This window comes from Chitinophaga sp. (assembly GCF_035761305.1).
Taxonomy (GTDB): Bacteria; Bacteroidota; Bacteroidia; order Chitinophagales; family Chitinophagaceae; genus Chitinophaga.
On sequence record NZ_DASTRI010000132.1, the window covers coordinates 1 to 17450 of the forward strand.

The 17450-nt window shown below is 51.8% G+C and carries 15 protein-coding genes; 10 read left to right on the forward strand and 5 right to left on the reverse strand.

The genetic code is table 11. From position 1 onward, the window contains the following. The 6 genes from VFS25_RS11475 to VFS25_RS11500 form a co-directional block, all read left to right on the forward strand. Positions 1-477: gliding motility-associated C-terminal domain-containing protein (locus VFS25_RS11475; protein WP_326462284.1), on the forward strand; the 477-nt coding region annotated here is incomplete at its 5' end. Between the two features lie 15 nt (positions 478-492). Beyond that, positions 493-1500: a PorP/SprF family type IX secretion system membrane protein gene (locus VFS25_RS11480; protein WP_326462285.1), complete on the forward strand. Its 1008-nt coding sequence runs from the start codon at positions 493-495 to the stop codon at positions 1498-1500. A 21-nt stretch (positions 1501-1521) separates the two neighbouring features. Next, complete coding sequence (locus VFS25_RS11485) at positions 1522-3291, forward strand: OmpA family protein (protein ID WP_326462286.1); 1770 nt, start codon at positions 1522-1524, stop codon at positions 3289-3291. Between the two features lie 72 nt (positions 3292-3363). Beyond that, entirely contained in the window at positions 3364-4383 is a 1020-nt protein-coding gene (locus VFS25_RS11490; RefSeq protein WP_326462317.1) for a type IX secretion system membrane protein PorP/SprF, read from the forward strand. A 62-nt stretch (positions 4384-4445) separates the two neighbouring features. Continuing rightward, positions 4446-5015 carry a hypothetical protein gene (locus VFS25_RS11495; protein WP_326462287.1) on the forward strand — a complete coding sequence of 190 codons (570 nt, stop codon included), beginning with the start codon at positions 4446-4448 and terminating at the stop codon, positions 5013-5015. Between the two features lie 111 nt (positions 5016-5126). Further along, positions 5127-5714 (forward strand): RNA polymerase sigma factor, encoded by a 588-nt coding sequence (locus tag VFS25_RS11500; protein WP_326462288.1) that lies wholly within the window; start codon positions 5127-5129, stop codon positions 5712-5714. A gap of 163 nt (positions 5715-5877) precedes the next feature. Here the strand turns inward: VFS25_RS11500 and VFS25_RS11505 are convergent, their stop codons facing one another. Continuing rightward, complete coding sequence (locus VFS25_RS11505) at positions 5878-6168, reverse strand: hypothetical protein (RefSeq protein WP_326462289.1); 291 nt, start codon at positions 6166-6168, stop codon at positions 5878-5880. A gap of 171 nt (positions 6169-6339) precedes the next feature. Here VFS25_RS11505 and trxA point away from each other — a divergent pair, with 171 nt between their 5' ends. From trxA to VFS25_RS11520, 3 genes are all read left to right on the forward strand, one after another. Further along, complete coding sequence (trxA, locus tag VFS25_RS11510) at positions 6340-6657, forward strand: thioredoxin (RefSeq protein ID WP_326462290.1); 318 nt, start codon at positions 6340-6342, stop codon at positions 6655-6657. 32 nt (positions 6658-6689) lie between these two features. Beyond that, entirely contained in the window at positions 6690-7676 is a 987-nt protein-coding gene (locus tag VFS25_RS11515; protein ID WP_326462291.1) for a YheT family hydrolase, read from the forward strand. Between the two features lie 243 nt (positions 7677-7919). After that, positions 7920-8498, forward strand: a complete 579-nt coding sequence (locus VFS25_RS11520; protein WP_326462292.1) for a dihydrofolate reductase family protein — start codon at positions 7920-7922, stop codon at positions 8496-8498. A gap of 125 nt (positions 8499-8623) precedes the next feature. On the opposite strand, the gene VFS25_RS11525 is transcribed toward VFS25_RS11520, so the two are convergent. The 4 genes from VFS25_RS11525 to VFS25_RS11540 all read right to left on the reverse strand — a co-directional run bounded on the left by VFS25_RS11525 (position 8624) and on the right by VFS25_RS11540 (position 16361). Further along, entirely contained in the window at positions 8624-9649 is a 1026-nt protein-coding gene (locus VFS25_RS11525; protein ID WP_326462293.1) for a hypothetical protein, read from the reverse strand. Positions 9650-9687: 38 nt separating this feature from the next. Then, the gene (locus tag VFS25_RS11530) at positions 9688-11028 is read right to left on the reverse strand and encodes a DNA recombination protein RmuC (RefSeq protein ID WP_326462294.1); all 1341 of its coding nucleotides are present in this window, start codon (positions 11026-11028) and stop codon (positions 9688-9690) included. An 82-nt stretch (positions 11029-11110) separates the two neighbouring features. After that, entirely contained in the window at positions 11111-15385 is a 4275-nt protein-coding gene (locus VFS25_RS11535; protein ID WP_326462295.1) for an AAA domain-containing protein, read from the reverse strand. 64 nt (positions 15386-15449) lie between these two features. Then, positions 15450-16361, reverse strand: coding sequence for a cation diffusion facilitator family transporter (locus VFS25_RS11540; protein ID WP_326462296.1), 912 nt, complete (start codon positions 16359-16361; stop codon positions 15450-15452). 160 nt (positions 16362-16521) lie between these two features. Here VFS25_RS11540 and VFS25_RS11545 point away from each other — a divergent pair, with 160 nt between their 5' ends. Beyond that, positions 16522-17013, forward strand: coding sequence for a DUF421 domain-containing protein (locus tag VFS25_RS11545; protein WP_326462297.1), 492 nt, complete (start codon positions 16522-16524; stop codon positions 17011-17013). Positions 17014-17450: the final 437 nt, after the last annotated feature.

Consider the following 17450-nt stretch of genomic DNA (forward strand, 5'->3'; position numbering starts at 1 on the left):
TTTGTTGTACCGCAAGGCACTATGCTGCAGTTTAACCCGACGGTGAACGACTCTACGGTCCTTACTTTCCGCTGGACGCCTGCCGGCGACTTCCCGGATCCCACGGTGCTGCGTCCCTACCTGCAGGCCATGCACGATGAAACCTACACGCTTACAGCAGTAGGGCAGGGTAACTGCGCTGCCGCCGACGAGCTGACCGTAAAAGTGCTCAAGCCGGTGAAGGTGCCCAATGCATTTTCTCCCAACGGCGATGGTATTAACGATACCTGGGTGATTACCAACCTGGCCGATTATCCCGGCGCAACAGTAGACGTGTACAACCGTTACGGACAGCGTATTTACACTTCCAACGGCTACCATGTGGAGTGGAACGGCACCTGGAACGGCAGGGCCCTGCCGCTGGCAACCTACTATTATGTAATAAAGCTGCAGAACGGTTTTCCACCGCTCACCGGCAACGTAACCATTTTGAGATAAATAAAAATTGTACGTATGAAACTTCTTACCAGAACCCTGTGCATGCTGGTCATAGCAACACTCTCCGCCCTGGGTACACAGGCGCAGATTGACCCGCACTTTTCACAATACTACGTGTACCCCTCCTGGTTAAACCCTGCCTTAACCGGCGCATTCGACGGCGACTACCGCCTGTCGGCCATTTACCGCACGCAATGGGGTAACATCAGCAGCCCCTTCTCAACCTTTGGCGCTGCGGCGGATATTACTACAAACAAGAACTTCAACTTCGGCGCCAGCATCCTGAACCAGTCAGCCGGCGATGGGGGCTACAACTACACCACGGCCTATGCCAACGTAGCTTACACCGGCGTTAAGTTTGGCGCCATGCAAACGCACCAGCTGGCCTTTGGCATGCAGCTGGGTTTTATTCAGCGTAAGTTCGATCCCTCCAAGCTCACCTTTGGTGACCAGTGGAACCCCATTACCGGCTACAATCCCGGTAATACTTCTGCCGATGTATTCAATAAAACATCCGCTATGTCGTTTGACGCCGGCGCGGGCGTGTTGTACTACGATGCCGAGCCCGGGAAAAAATATAACCTCTTTGGCGGTTTTTCAGTAGCGCACCTCACCCGCCCGAAAGATGAGTTCAGCGGTAAAGGCGATGCCCGTTTCCCCATGCGTTTCATTGGCCATGCGGGTATAAGGCTGGCGCTGTCCGATGTGCTTACCCTTACGCCCAATGCCATGTACATGCGGCAGGGTACCGCAACAGAAAAAATGTTTGGCGCATATGCGCAAATGAATGCCGCCATGAATACCGATTTCCTGCTGGGTGCCAACTACCGCGTAAAAGACGCCATCTCCGTATACGCCGGGTTCATATATAAAACCATGACCCTGGGCGCCAGCTACGACATCAACAACTCTGACCTGGGCAAAATGGCAAGGGGCGCCAATAGCTTTGAAGTATCGCTCACCTTCATTGGCCGTAAGAAATACAAGGCGCAGGAAGTGGAATTTGTTTGTCCGAGATTATAATCATTCAAAAGATCAACACCCATGAAAAGAACATTCTTAGTTGCAGCAATTGTGTTAATGGGCATGGCGGCACAGGCGCAGTTCACCTACGACTACCTGAAAGCAGGCGACTTTTATTATAAAAAAGCCGATTACAATTCTGCGGCGCAGTATTATGAAAAATACCTGGCGTCCCGCAAAAGCATTGTGCGCCCCGCGGCATACAACCCTTACACTACCGGCACCCTCCGTAAAAAAAAGGGAGCCCCTGTAAGCAGCGGGCAGCAGGCCATTTACAACCTGGCGGAGAGCTATCGCAAGCTGCACTACTATGTAAAGGCCGCGCCTTATTATGAAGAGGCGCTGGAATTTGATAAAGCACAGTTCCCGCTGGCGGCTTACTATTATGCCACTGCATTGCGCGCGCTGGAAAAATATGAAGCAGCGGAAAAAGCGTTCACCTATTTCCTGGGTATACACGAAGCTAAAGATGATTATACCCAGGCCGCAGAAAGGGAGGTGCGCAACCTGCGCTTTATACAGGAGCAGCTGCACCGCGGCGACCTGGCGGATTATGTTGTGCGTAAAGGCGTTACCGGCCTTAATGCCACCGGCGCCAGCTATGCGCCGGTGTGGATGAACAACGGTACTTTAATATTCACCTCCACCCGGCCCGACAGCGCTACAGATAAAAACCATGTGCACCTGAACCGTGTGTACCAGGCTACGGTTACGGAAGGCCGCGCCGGTAACATTACCCGTTTTGAAGTGCCGCAGCCGCGGGATGAGCACCAGGGCGTTGTCAGCATTTCACCGGATGGTAACACCCTGTTCCTTACCCGCTGGAAAGTAGAGGATGGGAAAAAAACAGCAGCTATTTACCGCAGTAAAAAATATGGCGATACCTGGGGTGAGCCTGTAAAGCTGGACGAGCAGGTGAATGCGGCAGGCTACAGCGCACAGCAACCTTTTGTAATGCCTGATGGTACGCACCTGCTATATGCCAGTGACCGCAAAGGCGGCTACGGCGGCTTTGATATCTGGTATGCCGACCTGGATGCAGACGGCAAACCATTGAACAGCCGTAACCTGGGCAGCACCATTAACAGCAACGCCAACGAACAGGCGCCTTACTTCCACGCGCCCAGCGGCACGCTGGTGTTTTCCAGCGATGGCGGTGTTGGCATGGGCGGTTACGATTTCTTTTACAGCAAAGGCAGTTTGGATAGCTGGGAACCGCCTGTGAACTTCGGCTATCCCGTGAACTCCGTGAAAGACGACATCTACTTTACCAGCAAAGGCACGGGAAAGAATATACTGGAAAACGTATGGATTGGCTCTGACCGCGATGCCGCATGCTGCCTGGAGCTGTTTGCCCTGAGCAGGCATATACCCGACACCATAACGGCTGTGCCGCCGGTAGTAAAAGAAGTACCACCGCCGCCGCCGGTTGAAACACCCACCATCCTTCAGAATGTGTATTACGATTTTAATGTAGCCACACTGAAAACGGAATCTTACCCCGCGCTGGATGTGCTGGTTGATATGTTAAACCAGCATCCGGGCATGCGTATTGAAATCAGCGCGCATACCGACAGCAAGGGTACAGACGGGTTCAATAACCGCCTGTCTGAAGAAAGGGCGAAGAACGTAGTGGAATACCTGATCAGCAAAGGCATAGATAAAGACCGCCTGGAATACAAAGGCTATGGCGAAACAAGGCCCATTGCGCCGAATACTACGCCGGATGGTAAGGATAACCCTGAAGGCCGTCAGCAGAACCGTAGAACAGAGTTTAAGATACTGAAGTGATCAAATATGAAGTAGGAGGTAAGCGCTACTTCGTTTAAAAAAAATGTTATGCAGTTACTTTTTAAAAAATGCATGGCGGTTGCTTTAATAATCTGTATGGGAATGCATTGCGTGCATGCGCAGCAACAACCGCATTACACGCAGTACATCATGAATCCGTTTATTATTAACCCGGCCGTGGCAGGCATAGAGAACTATTGGGATGTGAAGGCCAGCCACCGGCATCAGTGGACAGGTTTAAACGGATCGCCGGTAACTACCTACCTCACGGTGCACGGGCCGCTGCGCAAGAACGATTATCCGCAGGCATCGCCCACAGGTTTTGAAACAGAAGGCGTAAACCCCCGTGGCAAGGCCTACTGGGCCGATTATGAAGCGCCGCCTTCACATGCAGGCATGGGCTTTACGTTACTGAACGACCGTACCGGTCCGTTGAACCGTTTTTCATTTAGCGGCACCTATGCGCATCATATAGGTCTTGCGCCCCGCACCAGCTTAAGCGCAGGCATTTCACTGGGCATGCAGTCCATTACGCTGGACGCTGCAAAGCTTGAATTACAGAATCCTAACGACCCGGTAATTGCCGGTAGCTCGCTGCTTAACAAGTGGAAACCCGAAGTGGCCGCCGGTCTGTGGTTGTATTCCGCAGACTATTTCATCGGCTTGTCGGCGCAGAACATTATTCCCATGAACCTGGGGTTTGATGACGGTAAGGTAGTAGGCGACTCCGTATACCGGGGCAAGCTGATACCGCACCTGTTCCTTACCACCGGTTATCGCATGTGGCTTTCGGACGATGTAACTCTGCTGCCCTCTGTAATGGTAAAGTACATTACCGCGGCGCCGGTAAGCTTTGATGTGAACGCAAAGGTGCAGTACCGCGACCGTATATGGGCCGGCGCATCTTACCGCTACAACGATGGCGTAGCCGCCATGCTGGGCGTTAACATCAGCGCTACGTTCAACATCGGGTATTCCTATGATTATACCAGCTCCTCCTTAAACACGGTGAGCCATGGCTCGCATGAGATACTGGTAGGCATACTCATTGGCAACCGCTACGGCGACCTGTGCCCGCGCAACATCTGGTAACCATAACAACATAATTATTCATTTTTCAACCAATCCAATACAAACAACAAACAAGAGTTCTTATGAAACGTTTTTTCAAGGCCTCATGGCTTATTACTTATGCATTTGCATTGTCTATTGTATTAGCGGCAGCATCCTGCTCTAAAGACGGGGATCCGGGCCCTGCCGGTAAGGATGGTCCTGCTGGTCCGCAAGGCCCTGCCGGCCCGCAGGGTCCCAAGGGCGACAGCGGCACAGCCAATGTGATCTACTCCGGCTGGATGGATGTGACCTTTGATACAGATGCTGACTCGCTTACCTGGGTAGCTGCTTTGGATGCGCCGCAGCTGTCGCAGGAAGTGCTGGCCGGCGGCGAAATAAAAGTGTTCATGAACCTGGGTGCTGCTGATGATCCGCTGGTAGTGCCCCTGCCTTATTTTGACGGTGGTTACATCATTAATGTACGTTTTGTTGAGCAGGCCATTGGATTGCTCAGCAACGCCAACCTGTCGACCTATACAGACGATGCCGGCGTGAAAGCGCAGCAGGCGCGCTATATCATTATTCCGGGCGGTACCGCTGCGCGCAAGGCGGCCAGCATTGACTGGAATAATTACCAGGAGGTAAAAGCCTACCTGCATTTAAAAGATTAAAGACTGATCTACTAATAACTCCATCACAGATTAGATTATAGGAGAAGGGCTGCCCTTTTCAGGGTAGCCTGATTTTAACCTTAATTTTTGGGAACCTTCTATACAGTGCATATGAACAGACATTGTGACCTTACCGACGAAGAATTAATACAGCGCTATTTATCCGGCGACAGCACCGCTTTTACCCGGCTGGTGTACCGGCATAAGGACCGCATTTTTACCACCATTGTACTGCTGGTAAAAGACCGTACCCTGGCAGAAGACATTTTCCAGGAAACATTTATCAGGATCGTGAATGCTTTAAATGCCGGGCATTATACGGAGCATCATCGTTTTATTGCCTGGGCCGTTCGCATTGCCCATAACTGCTGCATTAACCATTTCCGGAAAGTACATGTATCGCTGCCGGTAGTGCTGGGTTACGGGGACGGGGCAGCAGCGCATTTTTCGGGTACAGAGCAAAGCGAGGAGCAGCGCCTTATAGCCCGGGAGTGGCAGCAGGAGCTGCACGGCATGCTGGATATGCTGCCGGCAACACAACGCGAAGCGCTTATACTGCGTTACTATGCAGACCTTAGCTATAAGGAAATAGCGCAGGTGGTGAACATAGGTATTAACACCGCCCTGGGCCGCGTAAGGTATGCCATTATGAACCTGCGGAAAATTATGGAGCACGCAAGAGAGAATGCTATTGCATAACAACGCCGTACAACCGGTTAAACCTGCACGCTTCGGAATTTATCGGATGGGTAGCTTTAAACCAGGCAGGGGGAGGAAAAGAGAGGGTTAAAAGTGTTCGCCTGTTACTGTGTCAGCACCTGGGTTGCAGGCACTAAGCAGCAATAACAGGCGTGATTGCAGGTTATTGTTCCTGCGCAGGTTTGGCTGCAGCCGCCTTTTTACCGGTAGCCGCTTTTTTGTCAGCTGCTTTTTTACCGGCCGCGTTCTTTTTAGCTGCTTTCTTATTAACAGGTGCTTCTTTCTTAACCAGCGGCAGGCCTTTGCTGAATACCTTGGCCGCTTTTTTTACCCGGTTCCTGAATTTCTTTTCCCCTAACTGTTCCTTCCAGTTACTAAGCAGCGTTTCAAACTGCTGTTCAATGGCTTTACGGGTATCCTTACCGGAAGGATGGTCCTTTTTAACTGTTGACATTTAAAAAAAATGGTTTATAAATTATAATTAATGTGTAGTAACATAAAGTTAACAATTATATAATCCCGGCAATGTTAAGTTTTTGGCCCTCACCGGCAGCAGCAGGCTGCCAGGCTGTCGTCGTTATCCCCGGCAGGCCCTATTTTTGATGCACAAACGGAAAAAACAACCATGGAAACAAAAAACGCGCAACCTTCATTCGGAGAGCTGATAAACGGGAGCAAGCCCGTGCTGGTGGATTTTTCCGCCGAATGGTGCGGCCCCTGTAAAATGATGCCTCCTATTTTAAAGGAGCTGAAGAATATGACCGGGGATGATGTAGTGATCCTGAAAATGGATGTAGACCGCAACCCCAAGCTGGCCGCCGCTTACCAGGTACAAAGTGTGCCTACGCTGATGGTGTTCCGTAATGGGGAGGTGAAATGGCGCCAGAGCGGTGTAATGAATGCCCGCGAGCTCAAAGGGGTAATTGACCGGTTTAAGGTCTGATTTTCCCGCATCCGCAGTATCTTGCGGTGCATATGCCGGTTATTCAGCAATCTACTTATAAACCACCTTTCTTTTTACGGCACCGTCATTTACAGACGATCTACCCTGCTTTGTTCCGCAAGCTGCCGCGCGTGCATTATGACCGGGTACGCCTGACCACCACTGACCAGGATTTCCTGGACCTGGATTTCAGCCGAATTGGCAGTAAAAAAATCGTGCTGATCCTGCACGGACTGGAGGGCAATGCCAGCCGGCAGTATGTAAAAGGCATGGTGCACATTTTTAACCAGGGTGGGTACGATACGGTTTCGATGAACTTCCGCGGCTGCAGCGGCGAACCCAACCTGCTGCTGCGCTTTTATCACAGTGGTGAAACCGGCGACCTGGCGCAGGTGATCAACCATCTTATCAGCACCAACACCTACACGTCCATTTACATCGTTGGCTTTTCACTGGGCGGCAACGTTACCCTTAAATACCTGGGAGAGCAGGGCGGCAATATTCATCCCGCTATACGCGCCGCAGTGGCTATTTCGGTGCCCTGCGACCTGCAGGACAGCTCCGTGGAGCTGGAGAAGAAACATAACGCTGTTTACATGCGGCGCTTTATCCGCGAGCTGGGCTGCAAGCTGCAGCAGAAAGCGCGGCGTTTCCCGGGAATGATCAACCTGGACAATTACCATCTTATTAAAAGCTTCCGCCAGTTTGATGATCTTTATACGGCGCCTATCCACGGGTTTCCGGATGCGCTCACCTACTGGGCCCGCTGCAGCTCCAAACCTTTCCTGGAAAACATCCGTGTTCCTACTTTGCTCATTAATGCCCTGGATGATCCTTTCCTGGGCAAGGGCAGCTTTCCCTATGAAGCAGCGGAGAAAAATGCCTGCTTTTACCTGGAAACACCCCGCCACGGCGGACATGTAGGCTTTGTAACCTTCGGCGGCACGTTTTACTGGTCAGAGCGGAGGGCATTCGGGTTTGTACATTGCAATGAGCAGAAAGCAGGAAGCAAAAAGTAAAAAGCAAAAGGTAAAAAGCAAAAAGTAAAAAGCAGAAAGCAGAAAGCAGAAAGTAAAAATCGTAAGGCTTATATTTATAAGCTTAATTATATAAGTCAGGATGTAGCCTTTCATAAAATTTGCCGGCATTTAACACTCCTCCTGAATAATCCGGCGAGTGCAAAACCACCCCCATCTTTGTCGTTATCACCCCTGCGCCGCTACATGGGGTTGGCTTATTTTTGGTGAACAAATTCTTTGACTATGCGTAAGCTAATTATGAAGATGTCGATCTCGGTCGACGGTTTTGTCGCCGGTCCCAATGGGGAGAAAGATTGGGTCTTCAAAAGCTCGGATGAAGCTTCAAGAGCCTGGAGCGTTGGGCAAATTCTGGATGCCGGCCTGCTTATTATGGGCAGGAAGTCGTTTGAGGAGATGGCGCCTTACTGGCCAACTGCAACGGGGCCTTTTGCCGCACCAATGAACGAAATTCCCAAGGCCGTATTTACCCAAAAAGGGTTTAAGGGATTGCGCGGCGCTTCTTCGTTGCCCGCAGCTGCCTCCTGGGCTGAGGCGCAGGTCTTCGACGGCGATCTTGCCGAAACTATTAAGCAGCTCAAACAGGCGCCGGGGAAGCCCATTGTTGCACTGGGCGGTGCGGGGTTTATGCGCAGCCTGATAGGAACGGGCCTTATCGATGAATACCACCTGGCGGTTCATCCGGCAGTGTTAGGCGCCGGGCTGCCGATCTTCGCCCCGCCCGCAAAGCCGCTCGACCTGAAACTGGTAGCTGTAAAGGATTTTCCCGGCGGAATTGTTGTGCACACTTATCAGCCTGTATAGGGTTGCCAAACAGCGCATAGCGCTTTGCGGGATGGTATTCCGGCTTATATTTATTGATGCCAGCCCGGATAGTAACTATTACAGCCAATGCAGGAAAGCCTTCTGCTTTTTGCTTTCCGCTTTTCTCAATACTTCTTATAATAAATCAGCTCTCCGGCTTCACTGCTGCCGCTGTTCTCACTGGGCACAAACAACGTTACCAGTATGGCGTTACGCCCGTCAATCACGGTGTTGGTGATAGTAGGGTTGGCAAAGGCCAGGCTGCCATGATCAGTTACAATATGCAGCTGGTCGGCATTGCCCGTTTGGTAGTCATATAAATAGGTGCGCCAGGTGCCGAAATCGCCTTTAGTGCCCTGGCCTTCTATTACGCCAAAATTATAGCCTTTGTACACCGCAGCATCCCGGTCGCCGATGTTGCCTTTTACGCCCCAGTATAAAAGCGCATTATCAAAGTTGGGTTGCCTGCTGGTGGTCCAGCTGTTAAAGTTGGTGAGCGTGCCGCGCGCCTGCCGGTCTACGTCGCAGTTGGAGTAGTAATGATGGCCTACATCCAGGCGCGTGCTGCTGGCATAATACAGGTTGGGTGTACCTTCTGCACAGGATGATAGTGTTCGCGGCGCTTCAAAGCTTTTCGCAACAGCGCCGTTCTGCAGGTCGGTCCAGTTGCGGAAGTACACGAATTTCAGGTGGTTGTTGGGCTCTTGTTCCCAGGCCATTACAAAACCGCCGTCGGCCGCAACGGCAATAGTGGGCTGTGAGGCGCTGCCGGTATTGCTGCCGGCCAGCTCGCGAATCCAGGTCCAGTGCAGCACGTCGGCAGAAGAGGCCAGGTTTACTTTTGCTTCACCGTTCACGTAGGTGTGATATACGGCAATAAACCCGCCAGCGGGGTTGGCAATGATCTTTGCGCAATCCATGGTATGGCCCACATTGTCTTTGGCATTATAAATATGCGCATCGGCGCCGGTTACATTTTCAATAATGACTCTCAGCTCTGCGCGGGTAGGGTCCGACGGCGCGCCCAGAGCAGTAGCCCCGGACGCGGCAGTTAAGGTGGTGTTTTCAGCAGGTGTATTGGTTAAGCTGTTTTTACTGCAGGCGCTTGCCAGCAGGCATAAGCCCGCGGCAAACAAAAAAGATATTTTCATAACAGTGGAGGATTTGGGTTTTCAATTATAACAAGATATTACTTTTCATCATCGTTTGCAACAGATGGGGTGGCTGCATCGCCGAGTAATAAATTTACCTGCTCCGGGGGCAGCTCCTGTACGTTGCGCAGCTTGCGTTCAATGGTGCGGGTGCGGCGGTTTGCTTCATCTATCACGTTGCTGGCTTCCTGTAATTTTTTCTGTGTTTTGTCCAGTATAGTTCCGAAGTTGCCGAACTCTGTTTTTACAGCGCCCAGCAGCTGCCATACTTCGCTTGAACGTTTTTCAATGGCTAGTGTACGGAAACCCATTTGCAGGCTGTTGAGCAGCGCCGACAGGGTAGTGGGGCCGGTAATAATAATGCGCGACTCCCGCTGTATGCTTTCAAACAATCCCGGTGAGCGAAGCACCTCTGCATACAGGCTTTCAAACGGCAGGAACAGGATGGCGAAGTCGGTGGTGTTGGGCGGGTCAACGTATTTGTTAAAAATATCGCCGGCGCATTTTTTTATGCCCCTGATAAAGTTTTTGCGGCACTCCTCTATTACCTCCGGTATGGCCTGGTCATAAGCTTCAGTTAGTAATTCAAAATCCTCTTTTGGAAATTTGGAGTCAATAGGCAGCCAAAGCGTTTGTTCTTTTTCATCTTTGCCCGGCAGCTTTACTGCAAACTCCACCAGCGCATTGGAGCCGGCTTTGGTTTTTACGTTTTTGCCGTATTGATCTGGTGTCAGCAATTGCTCCAGCATATTTTCCAGCTGGTATTCACCCAGTATGCCCCTGGTTTTTACATTGGTAAGCACCCGCTTCAGGTCGCCTACGCCGGTGGCCAGCTGCTGCATGTCGCCCAGCCCTTTATGTACGGCTTCCAGCCGTTCGCTCACTAAACGGAACGACTCGCCCAGGCGTGTTTCCAGTGTTTTCTGCAGCTTTTCATCTACCGTGGCCCGCATCTCATCCAGTTTTTTTTCATTGCCGGATTGCAGGTCTGTGATCTTTTTATCCAATGAGCTGGTAAGGTGATGCAGCTTATCTTCCATGCTGCGTGTAAGCATGTGCAGGTTGGTGGAAAAGGTTTCAAGCTGGTTCTTTTGCAGGTCGCTGGTGGTTTTCATGGCAGTGGAAAGCTGTCCGCCAAAAAGGCGCAGCGTGTCCGTCATTTCAGTACGGGCGGCCCTGGCCGCTTCAGTGGCTTCTGTACGGTTAGCCGTCATTTCCTGCTTTATAATGGCTTCCAGCCGGTGCAGGCTGTCCAGCACCTGGTCGGTTTTATATTGCAGGGTGTTTTGCTGCGCATTGCCGGCGGCTTTGTTCACCAGCACCAGTATTACTACTAACAGCAGTATAACAAGCGCCAGTAAAAGGTATGTGATTTCCATCGGTTCTTCTTTTTAGTATACAATAAAGTGGGGTATTTATCATTAAACGAAAAACAGCCGGAATAATTTTTATACTAAAATTTCAATGTTTGTTTTCCCGGTGGTTTCCGCTTAACTTCTGCCATATCAGCTCCATCACCCGCTCCCGGTCCTCCAGCCAGTCTTTTGCATACACGTTCACGGTTTGCCAGCCGAATGCCTGTAAAATGGCAGGTCGCTGGTAATATTGCTCCATTACATCCGGGTTGCGGTAATGCACGGCATCGTCTACTAAAATGCCCAGGCAGTACTGTGTATCGGCGGCCTGCCGTTTAACAGCCAGCGAACATTTGAAGCTGCTTTGTCCCACTCCTGTATCTGCAACAAGCCCCGCTGCTTCCAGCGCTGCTTTTATCTGCTGTGTTACGGTGTTGCTGTTATCCGCTGTATAAGAGGCCTGTTTGCCGGGCGGCGCCACATCGTCCAGCACCTGCCGGGCCTGTGCTGTATTGCCGCTGCTCACCATTTCGGCATACTGTAAAAAGCGTTTGAAATAGCGTGCGCCGTCATTATGCTCATTGGTAATGTGCTGGTGCCGTATGCTGCTTACCACTGCCATGTGCCTGCGCGCCCGGCTGAATATTACATTCAGGCGCTTTTCGCCGCCGGGGCGGTTAATGGGGCCAAAGTGCATACGCATATCGTGTTGCCGGTCGTGGCCGTAGCATACGCTGATGATGATAATGTCCCTTTCATCGCCCTGCACATTTTCCAGGTTCTTTACAAACAGGCCGGTGAACTGCCCCGCCTCTTCGCGGTTGCCCGCATTTTCCAGCAGCGCTTCAAACTCCCGGTCGGCAGCAGCCAGTGTGTTGAGCGCAGCTATGATGGCAGCCTGCTGCTCCTGGCTGAATGCTACTATGCCTATGCTATCCTGCACATTATCCAGCAGCAGCTGTTTTACAAGATGGGCTACATAGTTCGCCTCCTGGTCATTACGCCGGTTTTCGTATATGCCATTAGGTAAGTAGTGCCAGGTTATGCTGGGCTGCAGTAACAGCTGCGCATTGGCAGCGCCTTCTTCCGGCTGCTGCACATGCTGCAGGGGCGTTTGCCGTACAGGTGTGGTACGATCCGGTATGGTAAGCAGCGCAGCGCCATAGAAGGCATGGTTGGAAAAGCTGATGAGCGACTCATACCGGCTGCGGTAATGCCAGCTTAGCATGGCGTCCGGCAGCTTGCCCGCACCCAGCAGCAGCAGGCTTTCCGCCGCTGTTAAATGATCGTCAGGGGCATCTGCTGTATCAGTGGCTGCCTGTTGCCGGAAAAACTGTGCCGGCGGCATTTGCTTGTCGTCGCCTGCAATGATGGCCTGCGGTGCGCGAAACAGGGCGGGAATGCCTTCTTCTACTGGTATCTGGCTGGCCTCATCAAATATCACTACATCAAACAATGTATGGTCCGGCGGCAGGCTGTCGCTTACGCTTAAAGGGCTCATGAGCCATACGGGCTTAATATCTTTCAGCACCAGGCCGCTTTCTGCCGAAGCTATTTCCCGTATGCTGCGGAAACGCATGGTTTTACTCATTTCATGCTCCAGTACGCGGCGGCCTTCCGCATATTGTTTTTTGAATGCCTTTTGTGCCGGGGTAAGCTGTGTGGCGGCAGTATGGCTAATGGCATAATGCTGCAGGAACTGCTGCCGTCTTTTAGCCCGGATGTAATCGCTGTTCAGCTGTAACAGCAGCTGGTAGGTTTGATCAATTTCCGTTACCGCCTGCTGCAGGGTGTGTTGTGTGGTGGCTGCAAAGCCGGGGTGCCGGTCCAGGATAAGCTGCAGCGAAGCCTGCGCCATGGCGGCTTCGGCCTGCGCCGGCGTAAGAGGAATGTGCCGTATCACTTCCTGCAAAGGCAGCGGCAGCGCGGCAAATGCCTGCAGGGCGGGCAGCAGCTTTTGCAGGGCGCCGGCATGCCGGCTAATAGCAGTAAGCTCCTCATTCACCTGCAGCAGGGATTTTTGTCCGTACCTGTATAAACACTGGCGCAGCTGCAGCTCCAGCTGTTGCAGGGTATTGTTCAATGCATTCAGCTGCAGCACCAGCTCGTTGGCGGCAGGGTGCTGCAGCAGGTAATCCACCTTTGCGTCGCCCAGCTTACGGCGTAATGTTTCAATGCCTATGTGTATGGTTTGCAGGTTGTCAACCCGGTATTTTTGCTGTGTGTGATGTAAGTGTTCCTGCATTTTTTCCAGTGCTGCATATTCGTCCTGCAGCTGTTGTAAAACAACACCGTAAGCAGGCGGCAGCTGGTAGCCGGAAAAATCGTAGGCCTTTAGCAGCTGCTTTTTCAGCCGTTTCCACGAGCTGCTGAAGAACCGGAAAAACGATTGTTCGTACCTGCCGGCAATGGCTAACCCATATTGCGTTTCCTGCGGGCTGAATTTGTGCAGCCATTTGCTGTTGATCTTTGCCGCCTGTTTGTAGGCCTTTTGCAGTTTGCGGTACCGGCGGTAAGCTTTTTCAAACCGTTTGGCATCTTTATGCGTAGGATCTACCAGGTGCAGGTTGCTGCGCTCTGCCAGCGGCGCCAGCACAGCGGCGGTTTTTACCAGGCCAATGATATTGGCCAGCTTTTCCGTGTGCTCATACGGCAGCTGGTTAGTGGTAATGATCCGCACAATTTGGTCAATGGCGCTTTGTGCGTGGGCTGCCATGTTGTGCACCAAAGTAAAAGCCTGGTCTGATTGTATGGCACCGTTGCCCAGGTTGCGGAAGGGGTGCAGCGCCAGCGCGGGGGCAGCGCCCTGCTGCTCCAGCGTATGTGCCAGCGTTTGCAGGGTGTCGCCAAACTGCAGCCACTGGCTGTAGCCGGGTATGGCGGCCTGCTGCGTGCTGTCGGGGGAAGGTATATGCGGTTGCAGGTCAATAAGGCGGGCTATCAGCTCCCGGGTGGTAATGCCTGCATCTTCGTATATACTTTGCTGTTGTATATGATAAGCCTGTAATACCTGCAGCTGCCGTTGTAAATGCTCCGTAGCTATTTGCCGCCGCAGTGTTAAGTGGGTAAAGTCCATACGGGAGCGCAGGAACTCGCCGTACACGCTTTTCAGCTCCTGTATGAACGCTTTTTTATCCGCCTGGCTGTCGTGAATATAGCAGCAAAGCTCTGCCAGGTTATTTTGCTGCAGGCGGTGATATACCACATCCAGCGCAGCCCTTTTTTCACAAACAAACAGCACGCTTTTACCCCGGGCCAGGTAATCTGCTACCAGGTTGGTGATCGTTTGGCTTTTGCCTGTGCCTGGCGGGCCCTGTATAATATAGCTTTGCCCGGTGCGGCTCTGTAAAATAGCATTTGTTTGTGTAGGATCGGCGCTGATCACATGATACCATTCAGCAGGCGCGTGCACTACCGGCGGGGGTGGCGGCGCTTTGGGCCGGTCGCTGAACAATGTGGTGAATACCGGGTGTGTAATATCCTGTGCCAAAGCCTGGTTATAATCGCGTACCAGGCTCATTTTTTTATAATTGAAATTGCCCAGCACCAGGTTGCAGATGTCCAGCTCCCAGTGCAGGGGACCGGGTGCGGCAACCGGCGGCGGGGCGGTAGTTTCGTGTAATGCAGCACCTGCGGGCAGCTGCCGTAAACGTTTCAGGTAGGTGTTAACAGTTTGCTGCGCGGTATAGTACAGCTGCGCTACATCCGGCTGTTCTTTAAAATGTAAATGCACCTGCTGCCCTGCGCCTGTTAATTGTGCTTTTACCGCTTCGTAAAAATCCTGCATGCCGGCCTTGTCAAAAGCAACGCTTTCCGGCAGGGTGATGCCGTATAGCTCTTGCAGGTGCTGCGCCAGCACAGGATTTACTATGGCGGTGCTGTCTGTTATTTCCAGTGTGAACTTTTCTTCCGGCGCGCCTTTGCTGCGTTTCAGCTTTACAGGCAGCAGCAGCAGCGGGCTTTGAATGCGGATGCCTGCAGCTGCCTGCAAATTTTCCCAATGTAAAAATGCCACCACCAGCCGCAGCTGGTTAAAGCCGTATTCGCGTTCATCATTGGTGGCCTGCTGCCGTAATGCATTCAGCTGCGCCGGCAGGTAAGGATGTTCCTTTAAATGCAGGTGCGTGTTCAGCACCAGCGCCTGCTGGCCTTTTACTGCCTTGGATATATGCTGCCAGGTGAATAAAGCAGCGGGGGAAATATAGGCAGGCTTTAAAGTCAGCGGTATGCTGCCCGCAGTAAGGTTCACAAAACGGCTGCCTGGCTTGTAATACAGCAGGCGGTTACGCCGGCTGGTATCAAACAGGCGGTTCCTTAACCTGGAAAGTATAGTGGTGTGAGAGCCGGCATCGGCAGTATTTTTTTTAGCATGATCAGGCATCAGTAGGCCGGCGTTTTGTACTTTTTTATGCGGAAAAATTAGCGCATTGCGTGCGATTATACAATTATTTTTTCACCGCTGCTTCTTCGGGTTGAATTATAATGTAATGCACCAGCGGGTAGGCTTTCTTAATGGTGTTGCGGATGCGTTCAATGGCATCGTAAATATCATCGGTGTCCAGGTCGGGTTTAAAAGACAGCATTACCATCAGCATTACTTCTTCGGGCGACTGGTACGTAGAAAAAATGTGCTGTACGCGCTCTGCGGCAGGGTCCTGCTCTACCAGCTGGATAATGTGTTTTTGCGTGGCAGGGCCGATCCCTTCACCCATTAGCAGGCTGCGGCTTTCCCGCGCCAGCAGCACAGATACAATGGTAAGCAGCACGCCTACCAGCAGCGACGCAACACCATCCAGGTATGGATTATTGAACAAATGCCCCAGGTACACGAACAGGCCTACCACCAGCAGGCCTATTACGGCAGCGCTGTCTTCAAACAGCACCACAAAGCTCGATGGGTCTTTACTGCGGCGGATGGCCGGCCACCATGAGCTGTCGCCGCGTACCTTGTTAAATTCTTTGGCGGCTATTACCAGCGAGCCTCCGTCAAACAACAGTGAAAAGGCCAGCACAACATAGTTCCAGGTAGGGTCTTCCAGGGGTGGCGGGTTACGCAAATGCACAATGCCCTGGTAAATAGATACGCTGCCGCCCACGCCGAAAATAAGAATAGAAACAATGAACGACCAGAAGTAAAGCTCCTTGCCATAGCCAAAGGGGCGGCTGGCATCCGGCGACCTTTTGCTGCGGCGTATGCCCAGCAGCAACAGCAGCTGGTTAGCCGTATCTACCAGCGAATGCACGGCTTCTGATAGCATGGCAGAGCTGCGGGTGGCAAATCCTGAAATGAATTTAACAATAGCTATCAGCAGGTTAGCTGCCAGCGCTGCATATATGGTTTTGTTGGAACGGGCCATTACACAGCTTTTAATAAAATCATGCCAGCCTGCGGGTATTGGCTGTGTACCGCTATAAAGGCCGTACCTATAGCGCCGGGGAGAAACAGTTGAGTAATAATTTTCACAACCGGTTTGATTTTTGAGGTAGCGGCTTTTATAAGCAATAAACAAACAAATCATGGACATACTTGATACTGTTTGGGGCAGGGGGGAGCACCTAACCGTTTTGCAAATGTCGTCCCGCGCCCTGGTAACGTTCTTTATTACGCTGATCCTGATCCGCGTGGGAGGTATGCGCATTTTTGGGAAAAAATCAGCCTTTGACTCCATTGTTGTGATTATGATGGGCGCTGTACTGGCCCGTGGTGTGGTAGGCGCATCCCCGTACTGGTCTACCGTGGCAGCTGCCGTTGTTATGATCGCCATTCACCGCATATTGGGGTGGACAGCGGTAAAAAGCCACCTGGCCGATAATGTGCTTAAAGGCAAAAGCCTGGTGCTGTACGAGTCAGGCGCTATTATCTGGGAAAACATGAAAACGGCCTCCCTGAGCAGAGAAGACCTGCTGCAAAGCCTGCGGCTGGAAACACAGCAGGAGTCCTTAGCCATTGTGGAAAAGGCATATATGGAAACCAATGGCCGCATCAGCTTTATTACGCGGCATAGTTAGCAGAAAGCAGAAAGCAGAAAGCAGAAAGCAAAAAGCAAAAGGCAAAAAGCAAAAAGCAAAAAGCAAAAGGTAAAGGTGAAAGGTGGAGGTCTACTTTTTTAGGATATACCTGGGGCTAAAAGCAGCACTGCACTACTCCGCGGTTCCGGAGGTGCGGCAAATGGGCCTTTGCCCGGCGCGACACGCTTGATAAAGCCCAATAGTAAACAAGTGTTGATACGATAACCCGCTGCTATAGTGGTGTTCCAAACAGGCGGGTGCAGCCCATTTGCCGTACCTCCGGGAAAGCACACGGGAAAAGCAAAAAGCTTAAAGCAGAAAGCTAACAACTTTTAGCAGCCCACACTGCATGTTTCCCGGAAATAGTCAGCATTTTTCACGGGCATTCTTCCAATTAATGAATTATTAATCGTTCTGTTAAGGGTGCGCAGGTACAT